Source organism: Pseudoxanthomonas koreensis (assembly GCF_010093225.1).
GTDB lineage: Bacteria > Pseudomonadota > Gammaproteobacteria > Xanthomonadales > Xanthomonadaceae > Pseudoxanthomonas > Pseudoxanthomonas koreensis.
In genome coordinates this window covers 1-22,915 of record NZ_PDWM01000003.1, presented here as the reverse complement: position 1 = coordinate 22,915, position 22,915 = coordinate 1, and the positions used below count along the sequence as shown (strand labels likewise).

Genomic DNA, 22,915 nt, shown 5'->3' with positions numbered 1-22,915 from the left:
GGCGGCTGGGGCCATTGCCGCGGCCGGCGGCCACGCAGCGGTGAGCCGGCATTAAGCCATGCGCCCTTACACCTGCGATTGCACGTCCCCTGCAGTCGAGCCCGGCAGGTCGCCGGGAACCCCACCCACGGCGCGAGGGCGCAAGCCGAAGGAGATGGTCATGTTCCGTTCCCTGCCTGCCGCATTGCTCGTCCTGGGCCTGGCCACCTCGGCCACCGCCCTGCCCCTCCCCGCCGCCGCCCAGGCCACCCGTGCCTACGCGCCGGAAAACCTGCGGCAGCTGTCGGTGCCCGACCGGGTGCGGGTGATCGAACGCGAGTACGCCGACCAGTCCCGTGGCCGCCAGATTCCCGACGACCAGCTCGAGTTCTACCTGGACCAGGTCAACTCCGGCTGGGGCTTCAGTCGGATCAAGCAGGACATCGCCACCTCGCTGCGCGGCGGCGGCGGCAACCGCCCCGGCGCCGGCTGGGGCGGCTGGAACGGCTCCAGCTGGACCGGCCAGACCCTGACCTGCTCCAGCAACGACCGCCGCCGGCGCGAATGCCGCACCCCGTTCCAGGGCCGCCCGGCGCTGGTGGAGAACATCTCAGGCACCCGCTGCGTGGAAGGGGTCAACTTTGGCGGCGGTGGCGGGGTGATGTGGGTCGACCAGGGTTGCCGCGGCCGCTTCACCCAGGGGCGTGGCGGTTGGAACGACGGCAGCGGCCAGACCATGCGCTGCGAGAGCCGCAACCATCGCGAGCAGTCCTGCCCCACCGGCTTCCGCGGCAACGCGGTACTGGTACGGCAACTGTCCAGCGCGCGCTGCATCGAAGGCCAGACCTGGGGCCAGCGCGGCAATTCGGTCTGGGTGCGCAATGGTTGCCGCGGCGAGTTCGGCCCGCGCAGCGGCAGCGGCTGGGGCGGCGGCGGCAACCCGAACTACTCGGTGACCTGCAGCAGCGACGGCAACCGCCAGCGCAGCTGCGCCTGGGACCGTCGCCAGGGCCGGCCTGTGGTGATCGAGAACCTCTCCAGCACGCGCTGCCAGGAGAACCGCAACTGGAGCTGGGACGGCAACAGCACAATCCGGGTCAGCGGCGGCTGCCGCGCACGCTTCGGCGCGCGCTGAAGGCGCGCGGGTCCCGGCGTCGGCCGGGACGACGCGCTCAGCCCGCCTCGTCGCCCCACGGCGCCGGCGGCAGCGCCACCGGCGTGGACAGGTCGAATTCGACCCGGAACAGGCGCCCGTCCGGCCGCGCCAGCTCGTAGACGAAGCGCGTGCCCGGCTCGATCTCCATCGCCCAGGTGTTGGCCACCGAGGCCGTGAGGCCTTCGCGCTCGAACATCGCCACGGACTCCGCGTCGACCGGGAATTCCTGGCGCACGGCGGTGCCGGCCGCGACGGTGTCGCCGCCGTACATCGTCACCGCGTCCGGGGTGCCGTCTTCGTGGCGATGGTCGTGCTTCAGGCGCAGGCCGGCGGCGGTGCGGTCCAGCACCCAGGTACGCGAATGGTCGTCGCCGACGTGGAAGGGAATGCGCAGCCCGCTTTGCGGTGCATCGCAGCCGCGCACGTGCATGACCAGCGCCTTGCCTTCGAACGGATCGGGCGTAGCGCCGTTGGCAGGCACGTTCGCAACGATGCGGCCTGCATAGGCCTGGCCGCAGTGGCCGGCGATCGCGGCGAGGAAGGCGTCGGCCGGGGCCGGGATGGCATCGACGGCATCGGGCGCTGGCGCCGGATCGACCGCGGTCGCGGCCGGCGGCGGGGACTGCTGCGAGCAGGCGGCCAGCAGCAGGACGAACGGGAGCGCGTGGAAGGTCTTCATCGCCGCACCGTAACCGCAGGGCGCAAGTGCAGCAAGCGCGCCGCCTGACCCACGTAACGCCGGGCTTGCCCGGCTACCCACGCCCGGCGCAGCGAAGCAGCCAACAGCAGCGGGGCAAGCCCCGCTCTACGAAAGCGATGCAGGGCGGATGCGGCAGCGGGACATCACCACGCCACACTCCGGAACGCGCGCGACGCGCGGGAATCAGCTACCGCCGGCAGGCGTGGCCGGCTTGGCCGCGGCGGCGGCGACGGCGGGCTTGCTGTCGGCCTTCGGCGCTTCGGCGGCGGGCTTGGCTTCCGCCTTCGCTTCCGGCTTGGCGTCCGGCCTGGCCGCACCTTCGCCGCCGTCGACCAGGTTGCGCTTGCGGTCGCCGTCCTTCTTGAAGTCGGTCTCGTACCAGCCGCTGCCGGCGAGGCGGAACGAAGGCGCGGTCAGCTGGCGGCGGATGGAGCCCTGCGCAGCGCACGACGGGCAGGCGTCGGGATCGGGATCGGCAAGCTTCTGCAGGCGGTCGAAACTGTGGCCGCACTCGGCGCACTGGAAAGCGTAGATCGGCATGGCGTCTGGATCTTGGGGGGCAACGGGCCCGGCGGGCCGGATACGGGAATTTTAGGCCCTTCCGCCGCCCCCGGGGAAAAACGCGGCACCCGCGCGTCCTGCAGGAGCCCCCTTCAGGGGCAACCCGGTGGAGGCGGGGCGTGCGGCGTTCGACGCGGAGGCTCCGGAGGGGCGGGGCAGGCGCCTTCGAGCAGTTCCAGCCAGGCCTGCTCGGCCTGGTCCAGCCGCCGCGCCGCGTCCTCGCGTTCGCGGCCGAGCGTAGCCAGCCGGCCGGCATCGGCAAGGTGCGCCGGATCGGCCAGGCGGCGATCGAGGTCCGCCACCACCTCCTCCAGCTCGCCAACCTTCTTCTCCGCCGCGGCGAGCTTGACCGGGTTGGCCGGCTTCTTCGCCACGGCCGGCTTCGCCGGCGCGGCGGGCGCCGGCGGCGGCGCTGCCTCGGCCATGCGCTGCTTGGTGCCCTGCGCCGAAGGCCGCGAACGCAGCCAGGCCGCGTATTCGTCCAGGTCGCCGGCGAACGGCTCGACCACGCCGTCGGCCACCCGCCAGAAGGTGTCGCAGACCAGGCCGATCAGGTGGCGGTCGTGGCTGACCATCACGATCGCGCCCTCGAAGTCGCTCAGCGCCTCGGCCAGCGCCTCGCGCATCTCCAGGTCCAGGTGGTTGGTCGGTTCGTCCAGCAGCAGCACGTTGGGCTGCTGCCAGGCGATCAGCGCCAGCGCCAGGCGCGCGCGCTCGCCGCCGGAAAAACCATCGACGCTCTCGAAGGCGCGGTCGCCGGGGAAGTTCCACTTGCCGAGGAAGTCGCGGAAGGCCTGGGTCGGCGCATCCGGCGACAGCTCGCGGAAGTGGTCGATCGGCGACTGCCCTTCGTGCAGCGACTCGACCGTGTGCTGGGCGAAGTAGCCGATGCGCAGGTCCGGGTGTGCACTGCGCTCGCCGGCCACCGGCGCCAGGTCGCCGACCAGGGTGCGCACCAGGGTGGTCTTGCCGGCGCCGTTGGGGCCGAGCAGACCGATGCGGTCGCCCGCCTCCAGGCCGAAGCCGACCTCGTGCAGGATGAGGACGTGCTGCTCGCGAGCCACCGGCTCGCGCACGTCCGAATGCCCCGCGCGCTGCGCGGGGCCGGAGGCATCAGATCGCAGGGTCGCCGGATAACCGCAATCGACATGGTTCAGGCGGATCAGCGAGAACGGCAGGCGGTTGGGCTGGGCGAACTCGATCCGGAACTCGCGCTCGGCGCGCACCGCCTCGGTGCCGGCCAGCTTGGCCAGGCGCTTCATCCGGCTCTGCGCCTGGGCGGCCTTGCTGGCCTTGGCCTTGAAGCGGTCGATGAAGCTCTGCAGGTGGGCGCGCTCGGCCTGTTCCTTCTCGTGCGCGATCTGCTGCTGGCGCAGCTGTTCGGCGCGCTGGCGCTCGAAGTCGGTGTAGCCGCCAACGTACAGCTTCGCGCCGCCGCCGTGCAGGTGCAGGGTGTGGGTGGCGACGTTGTCGAGGAATTCGCGGTCGTGCGAGATCAGCAGCAGGGTGCCGGGGTATTTCAGCAGCCACTGCTCCAGCCAGTAGACCGCGTCCAGGTCCAGGTGGTTGGTCGGTTCGTCCAGCAGCAGCAGGTCGCTGGGCATCATCAGCGCGCGGGCCAGGTTCAGGCGCACGCGCCAACCGCCGGAGAACGAGGACACCGGCCGGCGGTGGGTTTCGGCCGGGAAACCCAGGCCGTGCAGCAGGCGCCCGGCGCGGGCCTCGGCGTCGTAGCCGTTGAGTTCGGCCAGCTTCTGGTGCGCGGCGGCCACGGCCTCCCAGTCCTCGCGCGCGTTGGCCTCGGCCTCCTCGCGCACCGCCGCGGCCAGCACCTCGTCGCCGCCGAGGACGAACTCCAGCGCCGGGTCGGGCAGGGACGGGGTTTCCTGCGCCACCGAGGCGATCCGGACCTTGCCGGGCAGGTCGACGTCGCCCTTGTCCGCCTCCAGCTCGCCCTTGATCGCGGCGAACAGGCTGGACTTGCCGGTGCCGTTGCGGCCGACCACGCCCACCCGGTAGCCGGCGTGCAGGGCCAGGTCGACGTTGGACAACAGCAGCCGCTCGCCGCGGCGCAGGGCGAAATTTCGCAGGGAGATCATGGATGGGGTCTTGCGGAAGGATCGGGAGCCCGCAGCGGGCGACGCACGCTGCGTCGCGCATTCTACCGGCAACGGCCAATAACAAAAACTTAACAAACTGTTTTTTGTAGGAGCCCACTTCAGGGGGCGACCCGACGCCCTGCAAGGCACCCTCGTCGAACGCGGACTCTCCGGATCCGAGCGGTCGCGTTGAACGCCGCGCAACCTGGAGGTCGTCGGGTCGCCCCCTGAAGTGGGCTCCTACAGAAAGGCAAGGCACGCCACGCGACGCGTTCGCCGCGGCGCGCGGTGAGGGCAACACGACGCGGCGGGTTTGCCGCGGGCGCGCCGAGTCGGTGAAACTGGCCAACCCCCGACACCCTCGCCCCGATGCCCCACGACACCAGCCTGATCGACATCGTCGCGGTCGGCCTCGGCCTGGCCTTCGTGCTGGGCGCGATCGCCAACCGGCTGCGGCTGTCGCCGCTGGTGGGCTACCTGCTGGCCGGCGTGGTGGTCGGGCCGTTCACCCCCGGCTTCGTCGCCGACCAGGAGATCGCCAACCAGCTGGCGGAGATCGGCGTGATGCTGCTGATGTTCGGCGTCGGCCTGCACTTCTCGCTGGACGACCTGCTGGAAGTGAAATGGATCGCCATCCCCGGCGCGACCGCGCAGATCGCGGTGGCCACCCTGTTCGGCTGGGGCGTGGCCTGGCTGATGGGCTGGCCGACGCTGGAAGGGCTGGTGTTCGGCTTCTCCCTGGCCACCGCCTCGACCGTGGTCCTGCTGCGGGCGATGGAGGAACGCCGCCTGCTGGAAACCATGCGCGGCAAGATCGCGGTGGGCTGGCTGATCGTCGAGGACCTGGCCTGCGTGCTGGCGCTGGTGATGATGCCGGTGATCGCCGGGATCTTCGGCCCGGAAGCGGCAGCGGAGGGCCACAGCGCCGGCAGCGTGCTGGCCCGGATCGGCTGGACCCTGGTGCAGCTGGGCCTGTTCGTGGCGGTGATGCTGGTGGTCGGCCGCCGGGTGATCCCCTGGGTGCTGGAACGGATCGCCGGCACCGGCTCACGCGAGCTGTTCACGCTGTCGGTGCTGGCCATTGCGCTGGGCGTGGCGTTCGGCGCCGCCTCGCTGTTCGGGGTGTCGTTCGCGCTGGGCGCGTTCTTCGCCGGGATGATGCTCAACGAGTCCGAACTGAGCCACAAGGCCGCCAACGATTCGCTGCCGCTGCGCGATGCGTTCGCGGTGCTGTTCTTCGTCTCGGTGGGCATGCTGTTCAACCCGGCGATCCTGGTCGAGCATCCGTGGCAGGTGCTGGCGACCACGGTGATCATCATGTTCGGCAAGTCGGCGGCCGCGTTCTTCATCGTGCGCGCCTTCGGCCATCCGAAGATGACCGCGCTGACCATCTCCGCTTCGCTGGCGCAGATCGGCGAGTTCGCTTTCATCATCGCCGGCCTGGGCGTGAGCCTGAAGATCCTGCCCGCGACCGGCCAGGCGCTGGTGCTGGCCGGCGCGCTGATCTCGATCATGCTCAACCCGATGATCTTCATGCTGCTGGACCGCTGGGAAGCGCGGCACCGCGAGGAAGCGGTGGCGCCGCCCGCGCCGGAGCAGCCCGACGGCCCGCCGCTGCACCCGGGCAACCACGCCATCGTGGTCGGCTACGGCCGGGTCGGCCGCGAGCTGAGCCAGGTGCTGCACGGCCGCGGGGTGGCGGTGGTGGTGATCGATGACAATTCGCTGCACGTGGACCGGGCGCATGCCGAAGGCATCCCCGCCATCCGCGGCCACGCCGCGTCGGAGAAGGTGCTGGCCGAGGCCCATCCGGAATCGGCGGCGATCGCGATCCTGGCGATCCCGCAGCCGCTGGAAGCCGGCGAGGCGATCGCCAAGCTGCGCGCGCTGAACCCGGCGCTGCCGGTGCTGGCGCGCGCGCACAGCGATGCCGAAGTGCGCCACCTGCTCGCCCACGGTGCCGACGGCGCGGTGATGGCCGAGCGCGAGCTGGCCTATTCGCTGGCCGAGATGGTGATGGCCACGCCCCCGTTCCGCTACGCCGGCCGCGAAGCCACTATCCCCCCCGTCTGAGCCATCGAAACGGCGGGTGTGCCCCTTGTAGGAGCCCACTTCAGGGGGCGACCCGACGCGGCCGGAACGCGCTGCGGTCAACGCGGAGCCTCCGGATCGGCCGTGTTGGACGAGGCTGCGTCAGGTTGCTTCCGGGTCGCCCCCTGAAGTGGGCTCCTACAATGGAACGGGTGGGACGCCCACCCCTTGGCGGGGTACGGATTCAGCGCGACGGCGGGACCGCGCCGGTATCCTTGCGCGCATGCAGGAGATTTCCACCGCCACCAGGACGCGCATCGCCGACGTCGCCCCCCGCCACGACGCGCTCGAAGTCCTGCGCCGCACCTTCGGCTACGATGCCTTCCGCGGCCCGCAGCAGGCCATCGTCGAACACGTCTCCGCCGGCGGCGACGCACTGGTACTGATGCCCACCGGCGGCGGCAAGTCGCTGTGTTTCCAGATCCCGGCGCTGCTGCGCGAGGGCACCGGGCTGGTGGTCTCGCCGCTGATCGCGCTGATGCAGGACCAGGTCGAAGCGCTGCGCCAGCTCGGCGTGCGCGCGGCCTGCCTCAACTCCAGCCTGGGCGCCGATGAGGCACGCGAGGTCGAGCGCGAACTCGTCGAAGGCCGTCTCGACCTGCTCTACGTCGCCCCCGAACGCCTGCTCACCCCGCGCTTCCTGTCGCTGCTGGATCGCAGCCGCATCGCCCTGTTCGCGATCGACGAGGCGCACTGCGTCTCGCAGTGGGGCCACGATTTCCGCCCCGAATACCGCGAACTGACTGTGCTGCACGAGCGCTGGCCGGAGGTGCCGCGCATCGCGCTCACCGCCACCGCCGATCCGCCCACGCGGCGCGAGATCGTCGAGCGGCTGGCGCTGGAGGAGGCCGAGTGCTTCCTCAGCTCCTTCGACCGTCCGAACATCCGCTACTCGGTGGCGCACAAGGACAACCCGCGCCGGCAGCTGCTGGACTTCCTCGGCGGGCATGCCGGCGAATCGGGCATCGTCTACTGCCTGTCGCGGCGCAAGGTCGAGGAGACCGCGGAGTTCCTCGCCGGCCATGGCATCGCCGCCCTGCCCTACCACGCCGGCCTGCCTGCGGCGGTGCGCGCGGACAACCAGCGCCGCTTCCTGCGCGAGGACGGCATCGTGATGTGCGCCACCATCGCCTTCGGCATGGGCATCGACAAGCCCGACGTACGCTTCGTCGCCCACCTGGACCTGCCCAAGTCGATCGAGGGCTATTACCAGGAGACAGGCCGCGCCGGTCGCGACGGCGAACCGGCCGAGGCCTGGATGGGTTACGGCCTGGGCGACGTGGTGCTGCTGCGGCAGATGATCGAACAGGGCGAGGCCAGCGAAGAACGCAAGCGCCTGGAACGACGCAAGCTGGACCAGCTGCTGGGCTACTGCGAATCGGCCGGCTGCCGGCGCCAGGCGCTGCTGGCCGCGTTCGGCGAGGAGTACGCCGGCGGCGGCAGTGGCCCGGGCACCTGCGGCAACTGCGACAACTGCCTGCAGCCGGTGCGCACCTGGGACGCGACCGAGGCCGCGCGCAAGGCGCTGAGCTGCGTCTACCGCACCGGCCAGCGCTTCGGCGCCGCGCACCTGATCGACGTGCTGCGCGGCGCCGATACCGAGAAGGTGCGCCAGTTCCGCCACCACGAGATCTCCACCTACGGCATCGGCGCCGAACTGGACACCAACACGTGGCGCAGCGTGTTCCGTCAGCTGGTGGTGTCCGGGCTGCTGGAGGTGGACGCCGAAGGCCACGGCAGCCTGCGCCTGGGCGCGGCCTCGCGGCCGGTGCTGCGCGGCGAGCAGTCCGTGCAGCTGCGCGAGGAACCGGCGCGCAAGGCGCGCGGCGCGAAGGGCGCCGGTGGCGAGGCGAAGCGCAGCGAAAGCACCCTGCACGTGGACGCCGGCGACCGCCCGCTGTTCGACGCGCTGCGCGCCTGGCGCGGCGACCTGGCGCGCGAACAGAACGTCCCGGCCTACGTCATCTTCCACGACCGCACTCTGCGCGACATCGCCGGCCTGCGCCCGGCCACGATCAGCGAACTGGCCCGCGTCGGCGGCATCGGCGGCAGCAAGCTCGGCCGCTACGGCGAAGCGGTGCTTGAGATCGTGCGCGAGCAAGGCTGAGGCATCGGGCGCACTCGCGCTGCAACAGCGCCTCCCGCGACCCACTGCGACGCACCCGCGCCGCGCACCCAACGCGCCCCGCGGCGCCTCCTGTAGGAGCCCACTTCAGGGGGCGACCCCGGGACGTTGGAACGCATGCCGCATTGAACGCGACCCTTCCGGATAGGCGCGCGTTGAATACCGCGTAATCCAGCGGCATCGGGTCGCCCCCTGAAGTGTGCTCCTACAGGGGTTACAGGGGCAGTGGGCCGGCGTGCAGCTGGGCCAGCAGGGCTTCCGCGCCCGACGCCGGTTCACGCAGCAGCGCCTTGCGCACCGTGGCCCGCAGTTCCGGCTCCTGCTCCTCCAGCACTCCCATCGCCGCCATCGGCTGCACCTCTCCCGCCACCAGCGCGGCCAGCGGCATGCCGTCGCGGTACAGCAACCGCGCGCCGGGGATGCGCGGCCCCTTCTCGCCGGCGACCACGGTGCCGGACAGGTTCAGCGGATCGAGCGCGCTCACGCAGACCAGGGTGCCGTCGTCCGGCTTCTGCCGCGCCTTGCGCAGCAGGCCGATCGCTTCGGGCAGGGCGAACTGCTCGCCGGACAGGCCGCTGATGAAGCGCCCGCCGCGCACCTCGCCGCGCGCCTCCAGCCGGTGGTAGACGCGCAGCAGCTCGCGCCACGGCGGCAGCCAGGCCGCCTCGCGCTCCAGCACGCGCCAGCAGACCACGCCGTAGCGGCGCAGCAGCACGCGGGCGACATGCTCGACCGCTTCCGGGTCCGGGCGCACCGGGCGGCCACGATCCGCCGTCGCCTCCTGCACGACCGCCGGCACCCGCCGCACCAGCGCCCAGCGGCCGGCGTCCTCGATCCCCAGCATCATCGCGCGGCGGCGGCCGTGCCCGGGCGTGGGCCGCTTCGATGCGGGCACCAGCAGTGCGCGCAGGCCAGCGAAGCTGTCGCAGTGCGCGCGGCCGCGGGCGACCAGCTCGGCCAGCGCGTCCTCCACCTCGGTCTGCAGCAGGCGCGTGCCGGCGACCATCTCGTCGAAGAACGAGGCGCCGTGCGCGGCTAGGAAGTCGGCCAGCTTCTGCGCGCGCGAGGACAGCGCCACGACGTCGGCCTGCGGTTCGCCCGACGGGCCGCGGGCCAGCGTGGTCCAGTGCACGGCATTGCGCCGCGGCAGCAGCAGCACCGGGGTCGAACGCAGCGAGGCCGGGCCACGAGGCGCGCCGGGTTCGGCCGTGGCCGGGCGCAACCGCGTCCACAGCGTGCGGCCGGCGGTGCACAGGTCGTCCAGCCAGCCGATCGAATAGTCGCGCACGCGCGCCGGCAGCAGTTCGCTTCCCCCCGCCGCGGCGGGCGCCTCGAAGCCTTCCAGCTGCGCCAGCACCCCCGCCAGTGCTTCCGGACCACTGACCCGGCCGTCCTTCGACACCCGCTGCCAGTCGAACAGGAAGCGCATGAAATCGCGCGGCGCCACCGGCTCGATCTCGCGGCGCAGGCGCTTGGGCGTGTAGCGGTGGAGGCGCGCGAGCAGGTGGCGCTCGCCCCATCCCTCGCCTGCCGCGCCGGGCGAGAACCGCCCCTGCATCGCGTAGCCCTGCGACTGCAGCTTCAGCAGCGCCATGTCCGCGGCCAGCGGCGCGATGCCCAGGCTGTCGGCCAGCGCCGCGGCGCCGACCGGGCCCAGCCCGGTCAGGCGCGAACGCAGCAGCGCCACGGCCGCGTCCTCGGCGCTCCATTCCACGCGGGCGAACTCCTCCGGCACCGCGATCCCCGGCTGCCGCAGCGCCGAAGGATGCAGCGCCAGCAGCTGCGGCAGGCGCTCGGCCGCCACCCACCACTGCCGGCCGGCCGCAGTGACCCGGGTCGCGCGCGCGTCGCGCGCCAGCGACTGCAGCAGCGGCTCCCACGCCGGCTCGCGCGCGGCCTCGGCGAGGGTGACGAAGCCCAGCCCGGTCAACACCTCGTGCATCTCGTCGGCGTTACGCGCCCGCGGCCAGGCCTCGGCGCGCACCTGTTCGACCGCGTCGGCATCCAGCCGGCCGAGATCGCCGGCCGATTGCGGATCCGCGTAGCGGCGGGTCTGCACGGCCTGGGTGCGGCGTTCCTCCAGCGGCGCGTCGTCGAGGAAGGCATACGGCCGCGCGTTGAGCGCCTCGGCCGCCAGCGGCGACGGCGCGGTGACATCGCAGGCGACCACCTCGACGGCACCGGACTCCAGCCCGCGCAGCAGCTGCAGCCAGCCTTCGGTGTCCATCGCCTCGTGCAGGCAGTCGTCCAGGGTCTGCGCGACCAGCGGATGATCGGGCACCTGGCGCTCGCCGACGATGTTCTCCAGGCACGCGACCTGGTCGGGGAACACGGTGGCCAGCAGGTCCTCGGACTTCATCCGCTGCAGCTGCGGCGGCACCTTCTTCCCGCCGACGAAGCGCGGCAGCGCCAGCGCGGTGGTCGCGTTCCAGCGCCAGCGCACCGGGAACAGTGGTGCGTCCAGCAGCGCCTGCACCAGCACGTCCTGCGCGGACGAGGAATGCAGGTACTTCGAAACCTCGATCAGCGGGAAGCTGTGGCTGGTGGACAGCGACAGCACGATCGCTTCCTCGGTCGCCGCGGCCTGCAGCTCGAAGTTGAACTGGCGGCAGAAGCGCTTGCGCAGCGCCAGGCCCCAGGCGCGGTTGAGGCGGCTGCCGTAGGGACTGTGCACGACCAGGTGGGTGGAGCCGGTCTCGTCGAAGAAGCGCTCGAGCACGACCCGGCGCTGGGTCGGCATCGCACCGAGGGCGAGCATGGTGGCGCCGAGGTAGTCGACCAGCTGCCGCGCGGCGGCCTCGGGCAGGCCGACCTCGCCGCACAACCACTCGACCGCATCCTCGCCCCCGTCGAGCCGGACTTGCCCGTCTGCCTCCCCATCGGAGACCGCGCCGCCGTCCACGACCGGAGGCTGGGCTTGCACCACACGCAGGCCGCGCATCCGCGACGCCAGCTCCTCGCGCAGCCGCGACACGCCGAACGACAGTTCATCCGTGCGTCCGGGCGCCTCGCCCAGCCAGAACGGAATGCTCGGCGGCATCCCCTGCGCGTCCTCCCCCCGCACCCGCCCCATTTCCACCCGCAGGATCCGGTAGCTGGCGTTGCCCAGCTGGAAGATGTCGCCGGCCATGCTCTCGACCGCGAAGTCCTCGTTCACCGAGCCGATGAAGGTCGACGACGGCTCCAGCACCACCGCGTAATCCCCGGTCTCCGGAATCGTGCCGCCGGACATGGTCGCGACCATGCGCGCGCCCTGGCGCCCACGCAGGCGGCGGTTGACCGCGTCGCGGTGCAGCCACCCGGCGCGCGGGCCGCGGCGGTCGCTGAAACCGTCGGCCAGCATCTTCACCACTTCGTCGAACTTCGCCCGCTCCAGCTTCGCGTACGGCCAGGCGCGACGGAACCACTCGTACAGCGCGTCCTCGTCCCACTCGCTGGCGGCGACCTCGGCCACGATCTGCTGCGACAGCACGTCCAGCGGCGCCGGCAGCACCCGCAGCGCGTCCAGCTCGCCGCGGCGCACGCAGTCCAGCAGCGCGGCGCATTCGACCAGTTCGTCGCGGGTCTGCGGGAACAGCCGCGCCTTGGGCACTCCGCCGACGTGGTGGCCCGAGCGCCCGGCGCGCTGCAGGAACGCGGCGATCGAGCGCGGCGAACCGAGCTGGCAGACCAGGTCGACGTCGCCGATGTCCAGGCCCAGCTCCAGCGAAGCGGTCGCCACCAGCGCCTGCAGCTCGCCGCGCTTGAGCTTCTGCTCGGCCTCCAGCCGCAGTTCCTTGGACAGGCTGCCGTGGTGGGTGCCGACCACTTCGCGCCCGAGCAGTTCGCCCAGGTGGAACGCGGCGCGCTCGGCCATGCGCCGGGTGTTGACGAACACCAGCGTGGTCCGGTGCTCGCGCACCAGTTCGACCAGGCGCGCGTAGACCTGCTCCCACTGATCGTTGGACATCACCGCCGACAGCGGCGTGGGCGGCAGCTCCAGCGCCAGGTCGCGCTGCTTCGCATAGCCGATGTCGACGATCGCGCAGTCGGGCACGTCGATGGTGGCGGTACCTCCGATGCGCACCGCGGCATCCTCGCGCACGCCATCGGCACCAGCCTGTTCGCCCGCGCCGGGGATCGCCGCGCCGGGGATCGCCGCGCCGGGGATCGCCGCGCCGGGGATCGCCGCGCCGGGGATCGCCGCGCCCGCCAGGTCCGCGCGCGACGGATACACGTTGGCCGCGCCGACCAGGAACCGCGCCACCTCCTCCACCGGCTTCTGCGTGGCCGACAGGCCGATCCGCACCAGCGGCCGCCCGCACAGCGCCTCCAGCCGCTCCAGCGACAGCGCCAGGTGGCTGCCACGCTTGTCGTCGGCCAACGCGTGGATCTCGTCGACGATCACGCTGCGCACCGTGCCCAGCATCGCCCGGCCCGAGGCCGAGCCGAGCAGCACGTACAGCGACTCGGGCGTGGTCACCAGGATGTGCGGCGGCTTCCTGCGCAGCTGCGCACGCTCGGACTGCGGGGTGTCGCCGGTGCGCACCGCGGTGCGGATCTGCACGTCGGGCAGGCCCAGCTCCAGCAGTGCGTCGCGGATGCCGGCCAGCGGCGCCTCGAGATTGAGGTAGATGTCGTTGGACAGCGCCTTCAGCGGCGAGACGTAGACCACCGTGGTGCGGTCGGGCAGCTCGCCGCCGTTGGCCAGCCCTTCGCGCACCAGCGCGTCGATCGCCGCCAGGAACGCGGTGAGGGTCTTGCCCGAACCGGTCGGCGCGGCCACCAGGGTGTTGCGCCCGGCCATGATCGCCGGCCACGCCGCAGCCTGGGCCGGCGTCGGCGCCGGGAAGGCACCCTCGAACCAGCGAGCGACGGCAGGATGGAAGGCGGCGAGGGTCATGGGCGATGCCAGATGAGGCGCCGTGTGCGGGGAAGACGGCAGCCTGCGCCGCCACGGTCGCAGCGGCCGAGACGCATCCGTGTCCGGAGTTCGCAAGGGGAAAACGAATATGCGCCCGGCCACGGGACGCTTCAACCGCGCCGCTCCCGGCCGGCCTGATGCGTTCAGGCGGGATCGTGAGGCGCGACAGGAAACCCGAATGGTGGGCCGTGATGGATTCGAACCATCGACCAGCGGATTAAAAGTCCGATGCTCTACCGACTGAGCTAACGGCCCACATGCGTGCCGGCGCTCGGCCGGGCGGGCATTTTACCCGATCAGGCCGCGTCGATGCCGCCGCGGCGGCGCACCGGTGACCGCCGCCGCGGCGCTCCCCCTGTAGGAGCCCACTTCAGGGGGCGACCCCCGGCCGCAATGGCGCAGCCTCGTTCAACGCGGTCCATCCGGAAGCGTCGCGTTGATCGTCGCGCCTCCCACCCTCGTCGGGTCGCCCCCTGAAGTGGGCTCCTACAGTGGGGCACCACCGTCCGTGTAGCGCGTCGGGTCGGCCACGCCGGCGGCTTCGAAGCCGGCGGCGCGCAGGCGGCAGGCGTCGCAGTGGCCGCAGGCCTGGCCGTCGGCATCGGCGCGGTAGCACGACACGGTCTGGCCGAAGTCCACGCCCAGGCGCAGGCCCTCGCGCACGATGTCGTCCTTGCCCATGCGCATCAGCGGCGCGTGCACGCGGATCCCCGCGCCCTCCACGCCGGCCTTGGTCGCCAGGTTGGCCAGGCGCTCGAAGGCCGCGATGAACTCCGGGCGGCAGTCCGGGTAGCCGGAGTAGTCCACCGCGTTGACCCCGCAGAAGATGTCCGCCGCGCCCAGCACCTCGGCCCAGCCCAGCGCCAGCGAGAGCATGATCGTGTTGCGCGCCGGCACGTAGGTGACCGGGATGCCCTCGCCGCCGGCATCCGGTACCTCGATGTCGTCGGTCAGGGCAGAGCCGCCGATGCTGCGCAGGTCCACGTCCACGGTCTTGTGCGCCACCGCGCCCAGCGCGCGCGACACGCGGTCGGCGGCTTCCAGTTCGGAGGTGTGGCGCTGGCCGTAGCGCACGCTCAGCGCATGCACGGCGAAGCCCTGCTCGCGGGCGATGGCCACGACCACGGCCGAATCCATGCCACCGGAAACCAGGACGACAGCCTTCTTCATGTCAGCGCCCCGGCTCGTCGTTCCAGAGGATCTTGTGCAGCTGCATCTGGAAGCGCACCGGCAGGCGGTCGGCGACGATCCAGTCGGCCAGTTCGCGCGGCGCCAGCTCGCTCTTGCTCGGCGAGAACAGCACGTCGCAGCGGCCGGCCAGGCCGTGCTCGGCGACCATGTCGCGCGCCCACTCGTAGTCGCCGCGGCCGCACAGCACGAACTTCACCTGGTCGCGCGCGGTCAGCAGCGGGATGTTCTCCAGCCGGTTGCGGTCCATCTCGGCCGAACCGGGCGTCTTCAGGTCCACCACCCGCGACACGCGCGGATCCACGCCGGCGATGTCCAGCGCGCCGGAGGTCTCCAGCGACACGTCGTAACCGGCGTCGCACAGCCGCCGCAGCAGGTCCAGGCAGCGCTTCTGCGCCAGCGGCTCGCCGCCGGTCACGCAGACGTGGCGCACGCCGTGGCGGGCGACCTCGGCCAGGATGTCGTCGATCTCCCACCACTGCCCGCCGTGGAAGGCGTAGGCGGTGTCGCAGTACTGGCAGCGCAGCGGGCAGCCGGTCAGGCGCACGAACACCGTCGGCCAGCCGGCGGCATTGGCCTCGCCCTGCAGCGACAGGAAGATTTCGGTCAACCGCAGGCGGTTCTGCGGGATGGGGGTGTCCATACTGCCAAGCGCCTCAGCGCAGCTGGCCGATCTGGATCGAGTGCAGGCGGTCGCCGGCGATGCGTGCGGCGTCGGTGTTCGGGTAGCGCGCGATCACCTGCTGCAGGGTCGCCTCGGCCTGCTGCACCTGGCCGTCGCCGAACTGCGACAGGCCCAGCTTCAGCAGCGCGCCGGGCGCCTTGTCGTGGGTCGGGTAGCGGGCGGTCAGCGCGTCGAACTGCTGCTGGGCCAGCTTGAAATTGCGGGTGGCGTAATAGCTCTCGCCCAGCCAGTACAGCGCGTTGGGCGCATAGACGCCGGCCGGATAGGTATCGATGAAGGCCTGGAACAGCTGCGCCGACTCGTCGTAACGGCCGCCCTTCAGGGCGTCGAAGGCGATGTCGTAGGCGGCGCGCTCGTCCCCGGCCTTGGCCAGCGAGCCGCTGTCGCCATGCACGCGCGGGGCCGGTTCCGGCGGCGCGGAGGGAGTGACGGTGCGCGACGCCGGCGCGGTGGAAGGCGTGGCTGCGGAAGGGTCTGCGCCAGCGGCCGGCGGCGCGGGCACGGCCCCGCCCTCGAGCCGGATGAGGCGGCCGTCGAGGTCCAGGTACTGGTCGCGGGCGCGCTGCTGCAGCTGCTGGTTCTCATGCTGCAACTGCTCGACCGACTCGCGCAGCGACTGCACCTCGGTGCGCAGCTGGTCGAGCTGGTTGAGCAGGTCCTGGTTGGCCTGGGTGTTGTTGGCCTGCATTTCCAGCCGGGCGACCCGGTCGGCCAGGCTCAGCTTCTGTGCGTAAGCGGGCGTGGCGGCCACCAGGGCCGCCACGACCAGCATCCGCAGGGGACGCGACACGCGCATGGATCAGCGCGCGCTGTACACGATCTCGACGCGACGGTTCTGCGCCCAGCAGGCCTCGGTCGACTCGGTGCACACCGGGCGCTCCTCGCCGTAGCTGACCACGGTCAGCTGGCTGGCCGAGGCGCCGGCGGCCTGCAGCGCGGAGGACACGGCGTTGCCGCGGCGCTCGCCCAGGCCCATGTTGTACTCGCGCGAACCACGCTCGTCGGTGTGGCCTTCCAGGTTCTGGCGCGCGGACGGACGGTCGCGCAGGTACTTGGCGTGGCAGGCGATCACGGCCTGGTACTCCGGCTTGACGGTGTACTGGTCGAAATCGAAGTGGAGCACGCGCTGGCGCAGGCAGGGATCGGTGTCCAGGTCTTCCGGACCGTAGGCGCCCGAACCGGTGTCGACCGGCGCGGTCGGGGTGACCGGGGTGGTGTCGGCGACCGGCGTTTCCTTGACCTTCTTCGAACAGCCGGCCAGGGCGACGACAGACAGGACCGAGACCAGCAGGACGCGGGTGGAGGTGTTCATGATCATTCCTTGTGATGCACGGGGTGGTGGTAGGGCTGACGCAGGTTCGCCATCTTACATTCGATTTTTAACGGGCGCTGCGGTAGGGGGACCAGGCCGGCTCGCGCACGTCGCCGTCGGCCAGGACCAGGCGCTGGCGCACCCGGCCGTCGGCCGAAACGGCATACAGCACCCCGCGCCCGCCCTCGCGCGCCGCGTACAGCAGCATGCTGGCGTTGGGGGCGAAGCTGGGCGATTCGTCCAGGTTGCCGGTGGACACCGTGCTCCAGCGCGGCGACCCCAGGCTGGAGTCCATCAGCGCGATCCGGTAGGTGTTGCCGGCGCCCTGGGCCACCGCGATCTTCTTGTCGTCGTAGGACACCGAGGCGGTGGCGTTGTAGTTGCCCTGGAAGGTGACCCGGGTGGCGCTGCCGCCGCTGGCGGCCACCTGGTAGATCTGCGGGCGGCCGCCGCGATCGGAGGTGAAGTAGATCTTCGAACCGTCCGCGCTCCAGGTCGGCTCGGTGTCGATGCCGAAGTGGTTGGTCAGCTGGGTCAGCTGCTTGCTGCCCAGGTCCATCACGTAGATCTCAGGGTTGCCGCTGCGCGACAGCGACATGGCCAGCTTGCGCCCGTCCGGCGAGAACGACGGCGCGCCGTTGATGCCGCGGAAGCTGGAGACCAGCTCGCGCGCGCCCGAGGAAATGTCCTGCACGTAGATCGCCGAGTTGCCGCGTTCGAAGCTGACGTAGGCCAGCTTGCGCCCGTCCGGGCTCCACGACGGCGACAGCAGCGGCTCGGCCGAGCGCACCACCACCTGCGGGTTCCAGCCGTCGGCGTCGGCGACGTTGAGCGCGAAGCGCATGTCCTTGCCGCGGCCGCTGGCGGTGACGTAGGCCACCCGGGTCCAGAACGCGCCGCGCACGCCGGTGATCTTCTCGTAGATGGCGTCGGCGATCTGGTGGGCGGCATCGCGGGTGGCATTGGCGCGGGCGGTGATGGCCTGGCCGAGCAGGCGCTCGCCGCGGGCCACGTCGAACAGCTCGTATTCGATCCGGTAACCGCCGTCGCCGCCGTCGAGCATGCGGCCGACCACGATGTAGTCCTGGCGCAGCTGCTTCCAGGTCGGGTAGTTGATCTCGCCGCCGCGGGTCGGGCGCTCGACGATCTGCGCCTCCGGCAGGGTCCGGAACACGCCCGAGCGGGCCAGGTCGTCGCGCACCACCTTGGCCACGTCGGTTTCCGACGGCGTGCCGCTGCCCTGGTACGGCATCGGCACCACGGTGATCGGCAGGGCCGAAGCGTTGCCGCCGATGATGTCGATCTCCAGGCCCTGCTGCTGGGCCGAGGCCGCGAACGGCAGCAGGAGGAAGGCAAGCAGGGCAAACCAGCGCAGGGGGGTCTTCATGGGCTAGGCGTCGGCTCCGGTCCGGGCACAGAGGAATAGCAGCGTAGGCGTGAACATTTTCGCAATCATGAACGAAAAGAGCGTGAACGCAGGTTCATGGAGGCCGCCGACGCCCCCAACGCCTCTCCTGTAGGAGCCCACTTCAGGGGGCGACCCGAGGACGCTGGCCACCACCGCGTTCAACGCGAACCCGGCCGGAGGGGTCGCGTTGAACACCGCGGCCCGGTGACGGCGTCGGGTCGCCCCCTGAAGTGGGCTCCTACAGAAAGGCGTGCCGGGTCTGGAGGAACGGCGCGGCACCCCGGCGTCAGCGGTCCTGGGCTTCGAAGTTCAGGGTCAGGGTGGGCTGGAACACCGACTCGAAGCCGCGGTACGGCAGCGGCTTGGCGCGCAGCACGGCGGCTTCCAGCGAGCGGCGGCCGGCTTCGTCGAACGGGCAGCCCGGCTGCACCTCCACGTCGATCACCTCGCCACCGGGGATCTGCCGGATCGAAACCCGGCAACGCTGCCCCAGCGGCACGGTATCCGGGCGGATCCACTGGCCCAGCACCGCCTCCTGGATCGCGGCGGCGTACTTCGCGGTCAGGTCCTCGCTGTTCCCGCCCTGCCCCGGCGTGCCCTGCGACGGCGTGGCCGCCGCGGTGGCCTGGCGTTGCTGCACCTGCTGCAGCTGGCGCAGCTTCTGCTCGGCCAGGTCGGCCTGGCGGGCGGCCTGCTCGCGCTGCTTGCGGATCTCGGCCAGCTTCTGCTGCTTCTCCGCCTCGGCCTGCGCGGCCAGCCGGCGCTGGTTCTCGGCGGCCTTCTGCCGCTCGCGCTCCTCGGTCAGGTCGACCTGCTCCTGGCGGCGGCGCTCTTCCTGCTCGCGCTCGGCCTTCTCGCGGGCGATCGCATCGCGGCGGGCGGCGTCCTGCTCGACCGTGTCCGGGACCGGGATGAAATCCTGGGCCTTCTGCTGCGGAGCCACCGGCGCGTCCTGCGGGCGCGGCTCGGGGATCGGCTGCGGCGGCGGCACGGTCTCTTCCTCGGCCACCTCCTGCACCGGCTGCGGCAGCGGCTCGGGCTTGGGCGCGTCCTCGGCCCGCTTCTGCGCGGCGGCCACGTCGGCCGGCGACATCACCAGCGAGGCCTCGATCACCGGCGACCCGGCCGCCGGCTCCGCATGCCGCTGCGGCGACCACAGCCACGCTGCCCAGAACAGCAGCGCCACCAGCACATGCAGGCCAACGGCCAACGCCAGCGGGCCGCCGAGCCCGCCCTCGCGCTCGCCGGGATTGCGGTAGAAAGCGTCGGCGTGCATCAGCGGCCCGGCCTCAACGCGGCGCCTGTCCGGCCTGGCCACCCGGCTGGCTCATCAGGCTCACCCGCGGCACGCCGGCGGCCTGGACCAGGACCATCGTGTCCATGACCTTCTGGTACTCGGTCACCCCCGGGGCGGCGACGAACACCGGCACGTCCTTGTTCTGGGCGACGAAGGCGCGCAGCTTTTCGGTCAGTTCGGTGGCGTCGATGCCCTCGGCCTTGCCGCCCTGCAGGGTCAGGTAATAGCGGCCGTCGGCGTCCACGGTGACGATCACCGGGTCCTTCTTGCTGTCCACCGCGCGCGCCTGCGACTGCGGCAGGTCCACGTCCACGCTCAGGCTCAGCAGCGGCGCGGTGACCATGAAGATGATCAGCAGCACCAGCATCACGTCGATGTACGGCACGACGTTGATCTCGGACTTGAGCTTGCGGCGCTTGTGGCGGGCGAGTGTGCTCATGGCGTGCTCCTGTCAGGTCCGCGCGGACTCATTCGTCCGCGCCGGTCTGGCGCTGCAGGATCGAGCTGAATTCATCGGCGAAGCTCTCGTAGCGCTGCGCCAGCCGCTCCACGCGGGTGCTGTAGCGGTTGAACGCCCACACCGCCGGGATCGCCACGAACAGGCCGATGGCGGTGGCGAACAGCGCCTCGGAAATACCCGGCGCCACCGAGGCGATGCCCACCTGCGCGCCCTGGCTGACCATGTCGTGCATGGTCACCATGATCCCGAACACGGTGCCGACCAGGCCCACGTACGGCGCGGTGGAACCGATGTTGGCCAGCAACTCGAGGTTGCGCTCCAGCAGCCCGACCTCGCGGGTATAGGCCACCCGCATCGCCCGCTGCGCGCCCTCCAGCTGCGCGCGCGGGTCGTGCCGGCGCTTGTCGCGCAGGCGGGTGAACTCGCGGAAGCCGGCCTCGAAGATCGCCTCCAGCCCGCCGACCACGCGGTTGCGGTCGGTGGCCGCCGCGTACAGCTTGCCCAGCTCGGCGCCGGACCAGAACCGGTTCTCGAACTCGTCGGCCTCCTGGTCGGCTGCCTTGAAGCTGCGCAGCTTGCGGAAGATGATCACCCAGCTGATCAGCGACCCGGCCAACAGCAGCAGCACGATCAGCTTGACCGGCAGGCTGGCCCGCAGCATCAGGTCCAGGTAGTTGATCCCGCCGTGCGCGGCGCCGGCCGCGGCCTGGACGGCGGCCGCGGCCGCATCCTCCGGCAACGCCTCCACCACGGTGGCCACCAGGGCCATGATCGATCCGGTCATCCTTCCAGTTCCTCTTCTCTTATTGGTATGTCTGGGTGCAACGCCCGGGGCGGGCGGACGGGGTTGGCCGCGCCGCGGGAATCAGGGGGTGGGACCGGCCTGCAGCGCCGCCAGTTCCCGGTGCAGCCCGCCCTCGATCGGGCAGGGGCGGAAATCGGCCGCGCGCAGCGAGGCCACCTTCACCTCCGCCGCCAGCAGCAGCTCCTCCCCGCGCAGGATGCGCTGGGCGAAGACCACGCTGGCCCGGCCCAGGTGGGTGATCTCCGCGGTCACCTCGAGCAGGTCGTCCAGCCGCGCCGGGCGCAGGAAGTCCAGCCGCATCGAATGCACCGCGAACACCTGCCCGGCCTGCTGCAACGACCGCTGGCCCTGGCCGATCGCCCGCAGCGCGTCACTGCGCGCGCGTTCGAGGAACGCCACGTAGCGCGCGTGGTAGACCACACCACCGGCGTCGGTATCTTCCCAGTACACGCGTATCGGAATGCTGAACATCGGCGGCCACCCCACCCAAAGGCCGCCAAGCATGACGAAGAAAAGGGGCCGGAGGAAACATCCGATTGAATTCCGTCGATTCCGACACCTTTGCCCGGCTCCTCCCTATGCCCCACGTCCTGACCGCAGGGCATGCTGGGTTCACCCCTGCCCACCCCCGTGCCGTGACCCTTGACGCTAGTCCCAATTTGGGACTATGGTGCCCCGTGAGAGTGATTGCCAAGCCCGTCCTCGAAGCCTTCTGGAAACGCCACCCCGATTCGGAGCAAACGCTGCAGTCGTGGCACGACGAAGCAAAGGCCGCGAACTGGCGCTCCCCACAGGACATCAAGGACATGTATGCCCACGCCAGCTTCGTGGGCGGCAATCGCGTCGTGTTCAACCTCCGGGGCAACCACTATCGGCTGGTGGTGGCCGTCGCCTACGGATTCCAGGCCGTGTACATCAAGTTCATCGGCACCCACGCCGAGTACGACAGGATCGACGCCGCAACGGTGGAGCACATGCCATGACCCTCCGGCCCATCCGCACGGAAAAGGATTACCAGGAGGCCCTGCAGGCCGCCTCGTACTTCTTCGACCACGAGCCCGAGCCAGGAACCGCCGAGGGCGACGAGTTCGACATCCTCGTCACCCTGATCGAGTCCTACGAAGCCAGGCGCCATCCCATCGGGCCCCCCGACCCGATCGAAGCGATCAAGTTCCGGATGGAGCAGGCCGGCCTCACCGCCAAGGACCTGATCCCCTCGATCGGACAGCGCAACCGGGTCTACGAAATCCTCAACGGCCGCCGCGAACTGACGATTCCGATGATCCGCAACCTGCACAGGAACCTGGGCATCCCGGTCGAAAGCCTGATCGGCGCCTGAAGCAAAAAGGGGCCATCCCCCTGTAGGAGCCCACTTCAGGGGGCGACCCCGTCCCGTCAAAAGGTATCGCGGTCAACGTGCACACCCGGGGACCGAGCGCTCGCGTTGAACGCAGCTACGATCCTGCCGCGTCGGGTCGCCCCCTGAAGTGGGCTCCTACACGGGGTTCAGCCAGACGCTGTCCCAGAAGGGGTAGTCGCCGAGGTGGTCGACCATCCCGGCCCGCAACGGATTGGCGACGATGTAGCGGGCCGTGGCCCGCAGGTCGTCCTCCCTGCGCAGCGCGCGGTCGTGGAACGCCGGTGCCCACAGTGGGCCGGCACGGAACAGCACCCGATTGGCCTGCACGCCGACGGCGGCCTTCATCCGCGCCACCACCATCTCCAGCGGCATGCGTTCGCCGAGCTGCAGCAGCCAGTGCACGTGGTCCGGCATCAGCACCCAGGCCAGCAGCCGGGCATCTCCAAGCGCGGCCGGCTCACGGAAAGCGCGCACCGCGGTGCACGCCACATGGAAGTCCGCAAACCACGCCTGCCGGTCGCGCGTGACCGCGGTCACGTGATAGACCTGCCCCGGCAGCGACACCCTGCCGCGGCGCAGCTCACGAGCCCCCGGAAACGGTCGTGGATGTGCATGTCCATGAGCGCAGGTTGCCCGCGCGCCCTCGCCGGTGGCGGCCGAGGGCGGCGACCAGGTCATCGTGCTCCATCCGGCCGACCAGCCGGTCGTCTACGTGCCCAGCTACAACCCGACCACCGTGTATGGCAGCAGGGCGGATCCGGTCTACCCGCCCGCCTACGAAGCGCG

The 22,915-nt window shown here is 71.3% G+C and carries 19 protein-coding genes, 1 tRNA gene and 1 pseudogene; 6 read left to right on the top strand and 15 right to left on the bottom strand.

Translation table 11 applies throughout. The features are described from left to right. Positions 1-160: 160 nt before the first annotated feature. Complete coding sequence (locus CSC64_RS01645; protein ID WP_162433591.1) at positions 161-1,114, top strand: DUF3011 domain-containing protein; 954 nt, start codon at positions 161-163, stop codon at positions 1,112-1,114. Between the two features lie 37 nt (positions 1,115-1,151). Here CSC64_RS01645 and CSC64_RS01640 read toward each other — a convergent pair whose 3' ends face one another. The 3 genes and pseudogenes from CSC64_RS01640 to CSC64_RS01630 form a co-directional block, all read right to left on the bottom strand. After that, positions 1,152-1,814, bottom strand: coding sequence for a hypothetical protein (locus tag CSC64_RS01640; protein WP_162433590.1), 663 nt, complete (start codon positions 1,812-1,814; stop codon positions 1,152-1,154). Positions 1,815-2,018: 204 nt separating this feature from the next. Then, positions 2,019-2,375, bottom strand: coding sequence for an FmdB family zinc ribbon protein (locus tag CSC64_RS01635; protein ID WP_162433589.1), 357 nt, complete (start codon positions 2,373-2,375; stop codon positions 2,019-2,021). A 179-nt stretch (positions 2,376-2,554) separates the two neighbouring features. Continuing rightward, positions 2,555-4,495: pseudogene (locus CSC64_RS01630) on the bottom strand (ABC-F family ATP-binding cassette domain-containing protein); the annotation flags it as partial. A 369-nt stretch (positions 4,496-4,864) separates the two neighbouring features. Here CSC64_RS01630 and ybaL point away from each other — a divergent pair. After that, entirely contained in the window at positions 4,865-6,568 is a 1,704-nt protein-coding gene (gene ybaL, locus CSC64_RS01625; protein ID WP_162433587.1) for a YbaL family putative K(+) efflux transporter, read from the top strand. 241 nt (positions 6,569-6,809) lie between these two features. Then, positions 6,810-8,693: a DNA helicase RecQ gene (gene recQ / locus CSC64_RS01620; protein WP_162433586.1), complete on the top strand. Its 1,884-nt coding sequence runs from the start codon at positions 6,810-6,812 to the stop codon at positions 8,691-8,693. Positions 8,694-8,925: 232 nt separating this feature from the next. Here recQ and CSC64_RS01615 read toward each other — a convergent pair whose 3' ends face one another. The 11 genes from CSC64_RS01615 to ybgC all read right to left on the bottom strand — a co-directional run bounded on the left by CSC64_RS01615 (position 8,926) and on the right by ybgC (position 21,273). Further along, positions 8,926-13,593, bottom strand: a complete 4,668-nt coding sequence (locus CSC64_RS01615) for a DEAD/DEAH box helicase (protein WP_162433585.1) — start codon at positions 13,591-13,593, stop codon at positions 8,926-8,928. Between the two features lie 200 nt (positions 13,594-13,793). Continuing rightward, positions 13,794-13,869, bottom strand: a tRNA-Lys gene (locus tag CSC64_RS01610). Positions 13,870-14,100: 231 nt separating this feature from the next. Then, entirely contained in the window at positions 14,101-14,784 is a 684-nt protein-coding gene (queC, locus tag CSC64_RS01605; protein ID WP_162433584.1) for a 7-cyano-7-deazaguanine synthase QueC, read from the bottom strand. 1 nt (position 14,785) lies between these two features. Further along, positions 14,786-15,445 carry a 7-carboxy-7-deazaguanine synthase QueE gene (queE, locus tag CSC64_RS01600; RefSeq protein ID WP_162433583.1) on the bottom strand — a complete coding sequence of 220 codons (660 nt, stop codon included), beginning with the start codon at positions 15,443-15,445 and terminating at the stop codon, positions 14,786-14,788. 13 nt (positions 15,446-15,458) lie between these two features. Next, positions 15,459-16,283, bottom strand: coding sequence for a tol-pal system protein YbgF (gene ybgF / locus CSC64_RS01595; RefSeq protein WP_202922297.1), 825 nt, complete (start codon positions 16,281-16,283; stop codon positions 15,459-15,461). A gap of 3 nt (positions 16,284-16,286) precedes the next feature. Further along, on the bottom strand, positions 16,287-16,799 hold the full coding sequence (gene pal / locus CSC64_RS01590) for a peptidoglycan-associated lipoprotein Pal (protein WP_162433582.1): 513 nt from the start codon (positions 16,797-16,799) through the stop codon (positions 16,287-16,289). Positions 16,800-16,866: 67 nt separating this feature from the next. Continuing rightward, positions 16,867-18,186, bottom strand: a complete 1,320-nt coding sequence (tolB, locus tag CSC64_RS01585) for a Tol-Pal system beta propeller repeat protein TolB (protein WP_162433581.1) — start codon at positions 18,184-18,186, stop codon at positions 16,867-16,869. 307 nt (positions 18,187-18,493) lie between these two features. Beyond that, complete coding sequence (locus tag CSC64_RS01580; protein WP_162433580.1) at positions 18,494-19,483, bottom strand: cell envelope integrity TolA family protein; 990 nt, start codon at positions 19,481-19,483, stop codon at positions 18,494-18,496. A 13-nt stretch (positions 19,484-19,496) separates the two neighbouring features. Continuing rightward, positions 19,497-19,943, bottom strand: a complete 447-nt coding sequence (gene tolR, locus CSC64_RS01575; RefSeq protein ID WP_162433579.1) for a protein TolR — start codon at positions 19,941-19,943, stop codon at positions 19,497-19,499. 28 nt (positions 19,944-19,971) lie between these two features. Beyond that, positions 19,972-20,748 carry a protein TolQ gene (tolQ, locus tag CSC64_RS01570; protein ID WP_162433578.1) on the bottom strand — a complete coding sequence of 259 codons (777 nt, stop codon included), beginning with the start codon at positions 20,746-20,748 and terminating at the stop codon, positions 19,972-19,974. An 81-nt stretch (positions 20,749-20,829) separates the two neighbouring features. Beyond that, positions 20,830-21,273: a tol-pal system-associated acyl-CoA thioesterase gene (gene ybgC / locus CSC64_RS01565; protein ID WP_338014830.1), complete on the bottom strand. Its 444-nt coding sequence runs from the start codon at positions 21,271-21,273 to the stop codon at positions 20,830-20,832. 173 nt (positions 21,274-21,446) lie between these two features. Here ybgC and CSC64_RS01560 point away from each other — a divergent pair, with 173 nt between their 5' ends. Together CSC64_RS01560 and CSC64_RS01555 are read left to right on the top strand one after the other, a co-directional pair. Further along, the gene (locus CSC64_RS01560) at positions 21,447-21,752 is read left to right on the top strand and encodes a type II toxin-antitoxin system HigB family toxin (RefSeq protein WP_162433576.1); all 306 of its coding nucleotides are present in this window, start codon (positions 21,447-21,449) and stop codon (positions 21,750-21,752) included. Further along, positions 21,749-22,108 carry a helix-turn-helix domain-containing protein gene (locus CSC64_RS01555; RefSeq protein ID WP_162433575.1) on the top strand — a complete coding sequence of 120 codons (360 nt, stop codon included), beginning with the start codon at positions 21,749-21,751 and terminating at the stop codon, positions 22,106-22,108. The genes CSC64_RS01560 and CSC64_RS01555 overlap by 4 nt, the downstream gene beginning before the upstream one ends. A 156-nt stretch (positions 22,109-22,264) precedes the next feature. Here CSC64_RS01555 and CSC64_RS01550 read toward each other — a convergent pair whose 3' ends face one another. Beyond that, the gene (locus tag CSC64_RS01550) at positions 22,265-22,708 is read right to left on the bottom strand and encodes an REP-associated tyrosine transposase (RefSeq protein WP_162433673.1); all 444 of its coding nucleotides are present in this window, start codon (positions 22,706-22,708) and stop codon (positions 22,265-22,267) included. 70 nt (positions 22,709-22,778) lie between these two features. Between CSC64_RS01550 and CSC64_RS14005 the strand changes: the two genes are divergently transcribed. Next, positions 22,779-22,915, top strand: a 137-nt coding sequence (locus CSC64_RS14005) for a DUF3300 domain-containing protein (RefSeq protein WP_162433574.1), incomplete at its 3' end; no start/stop codon positions are given.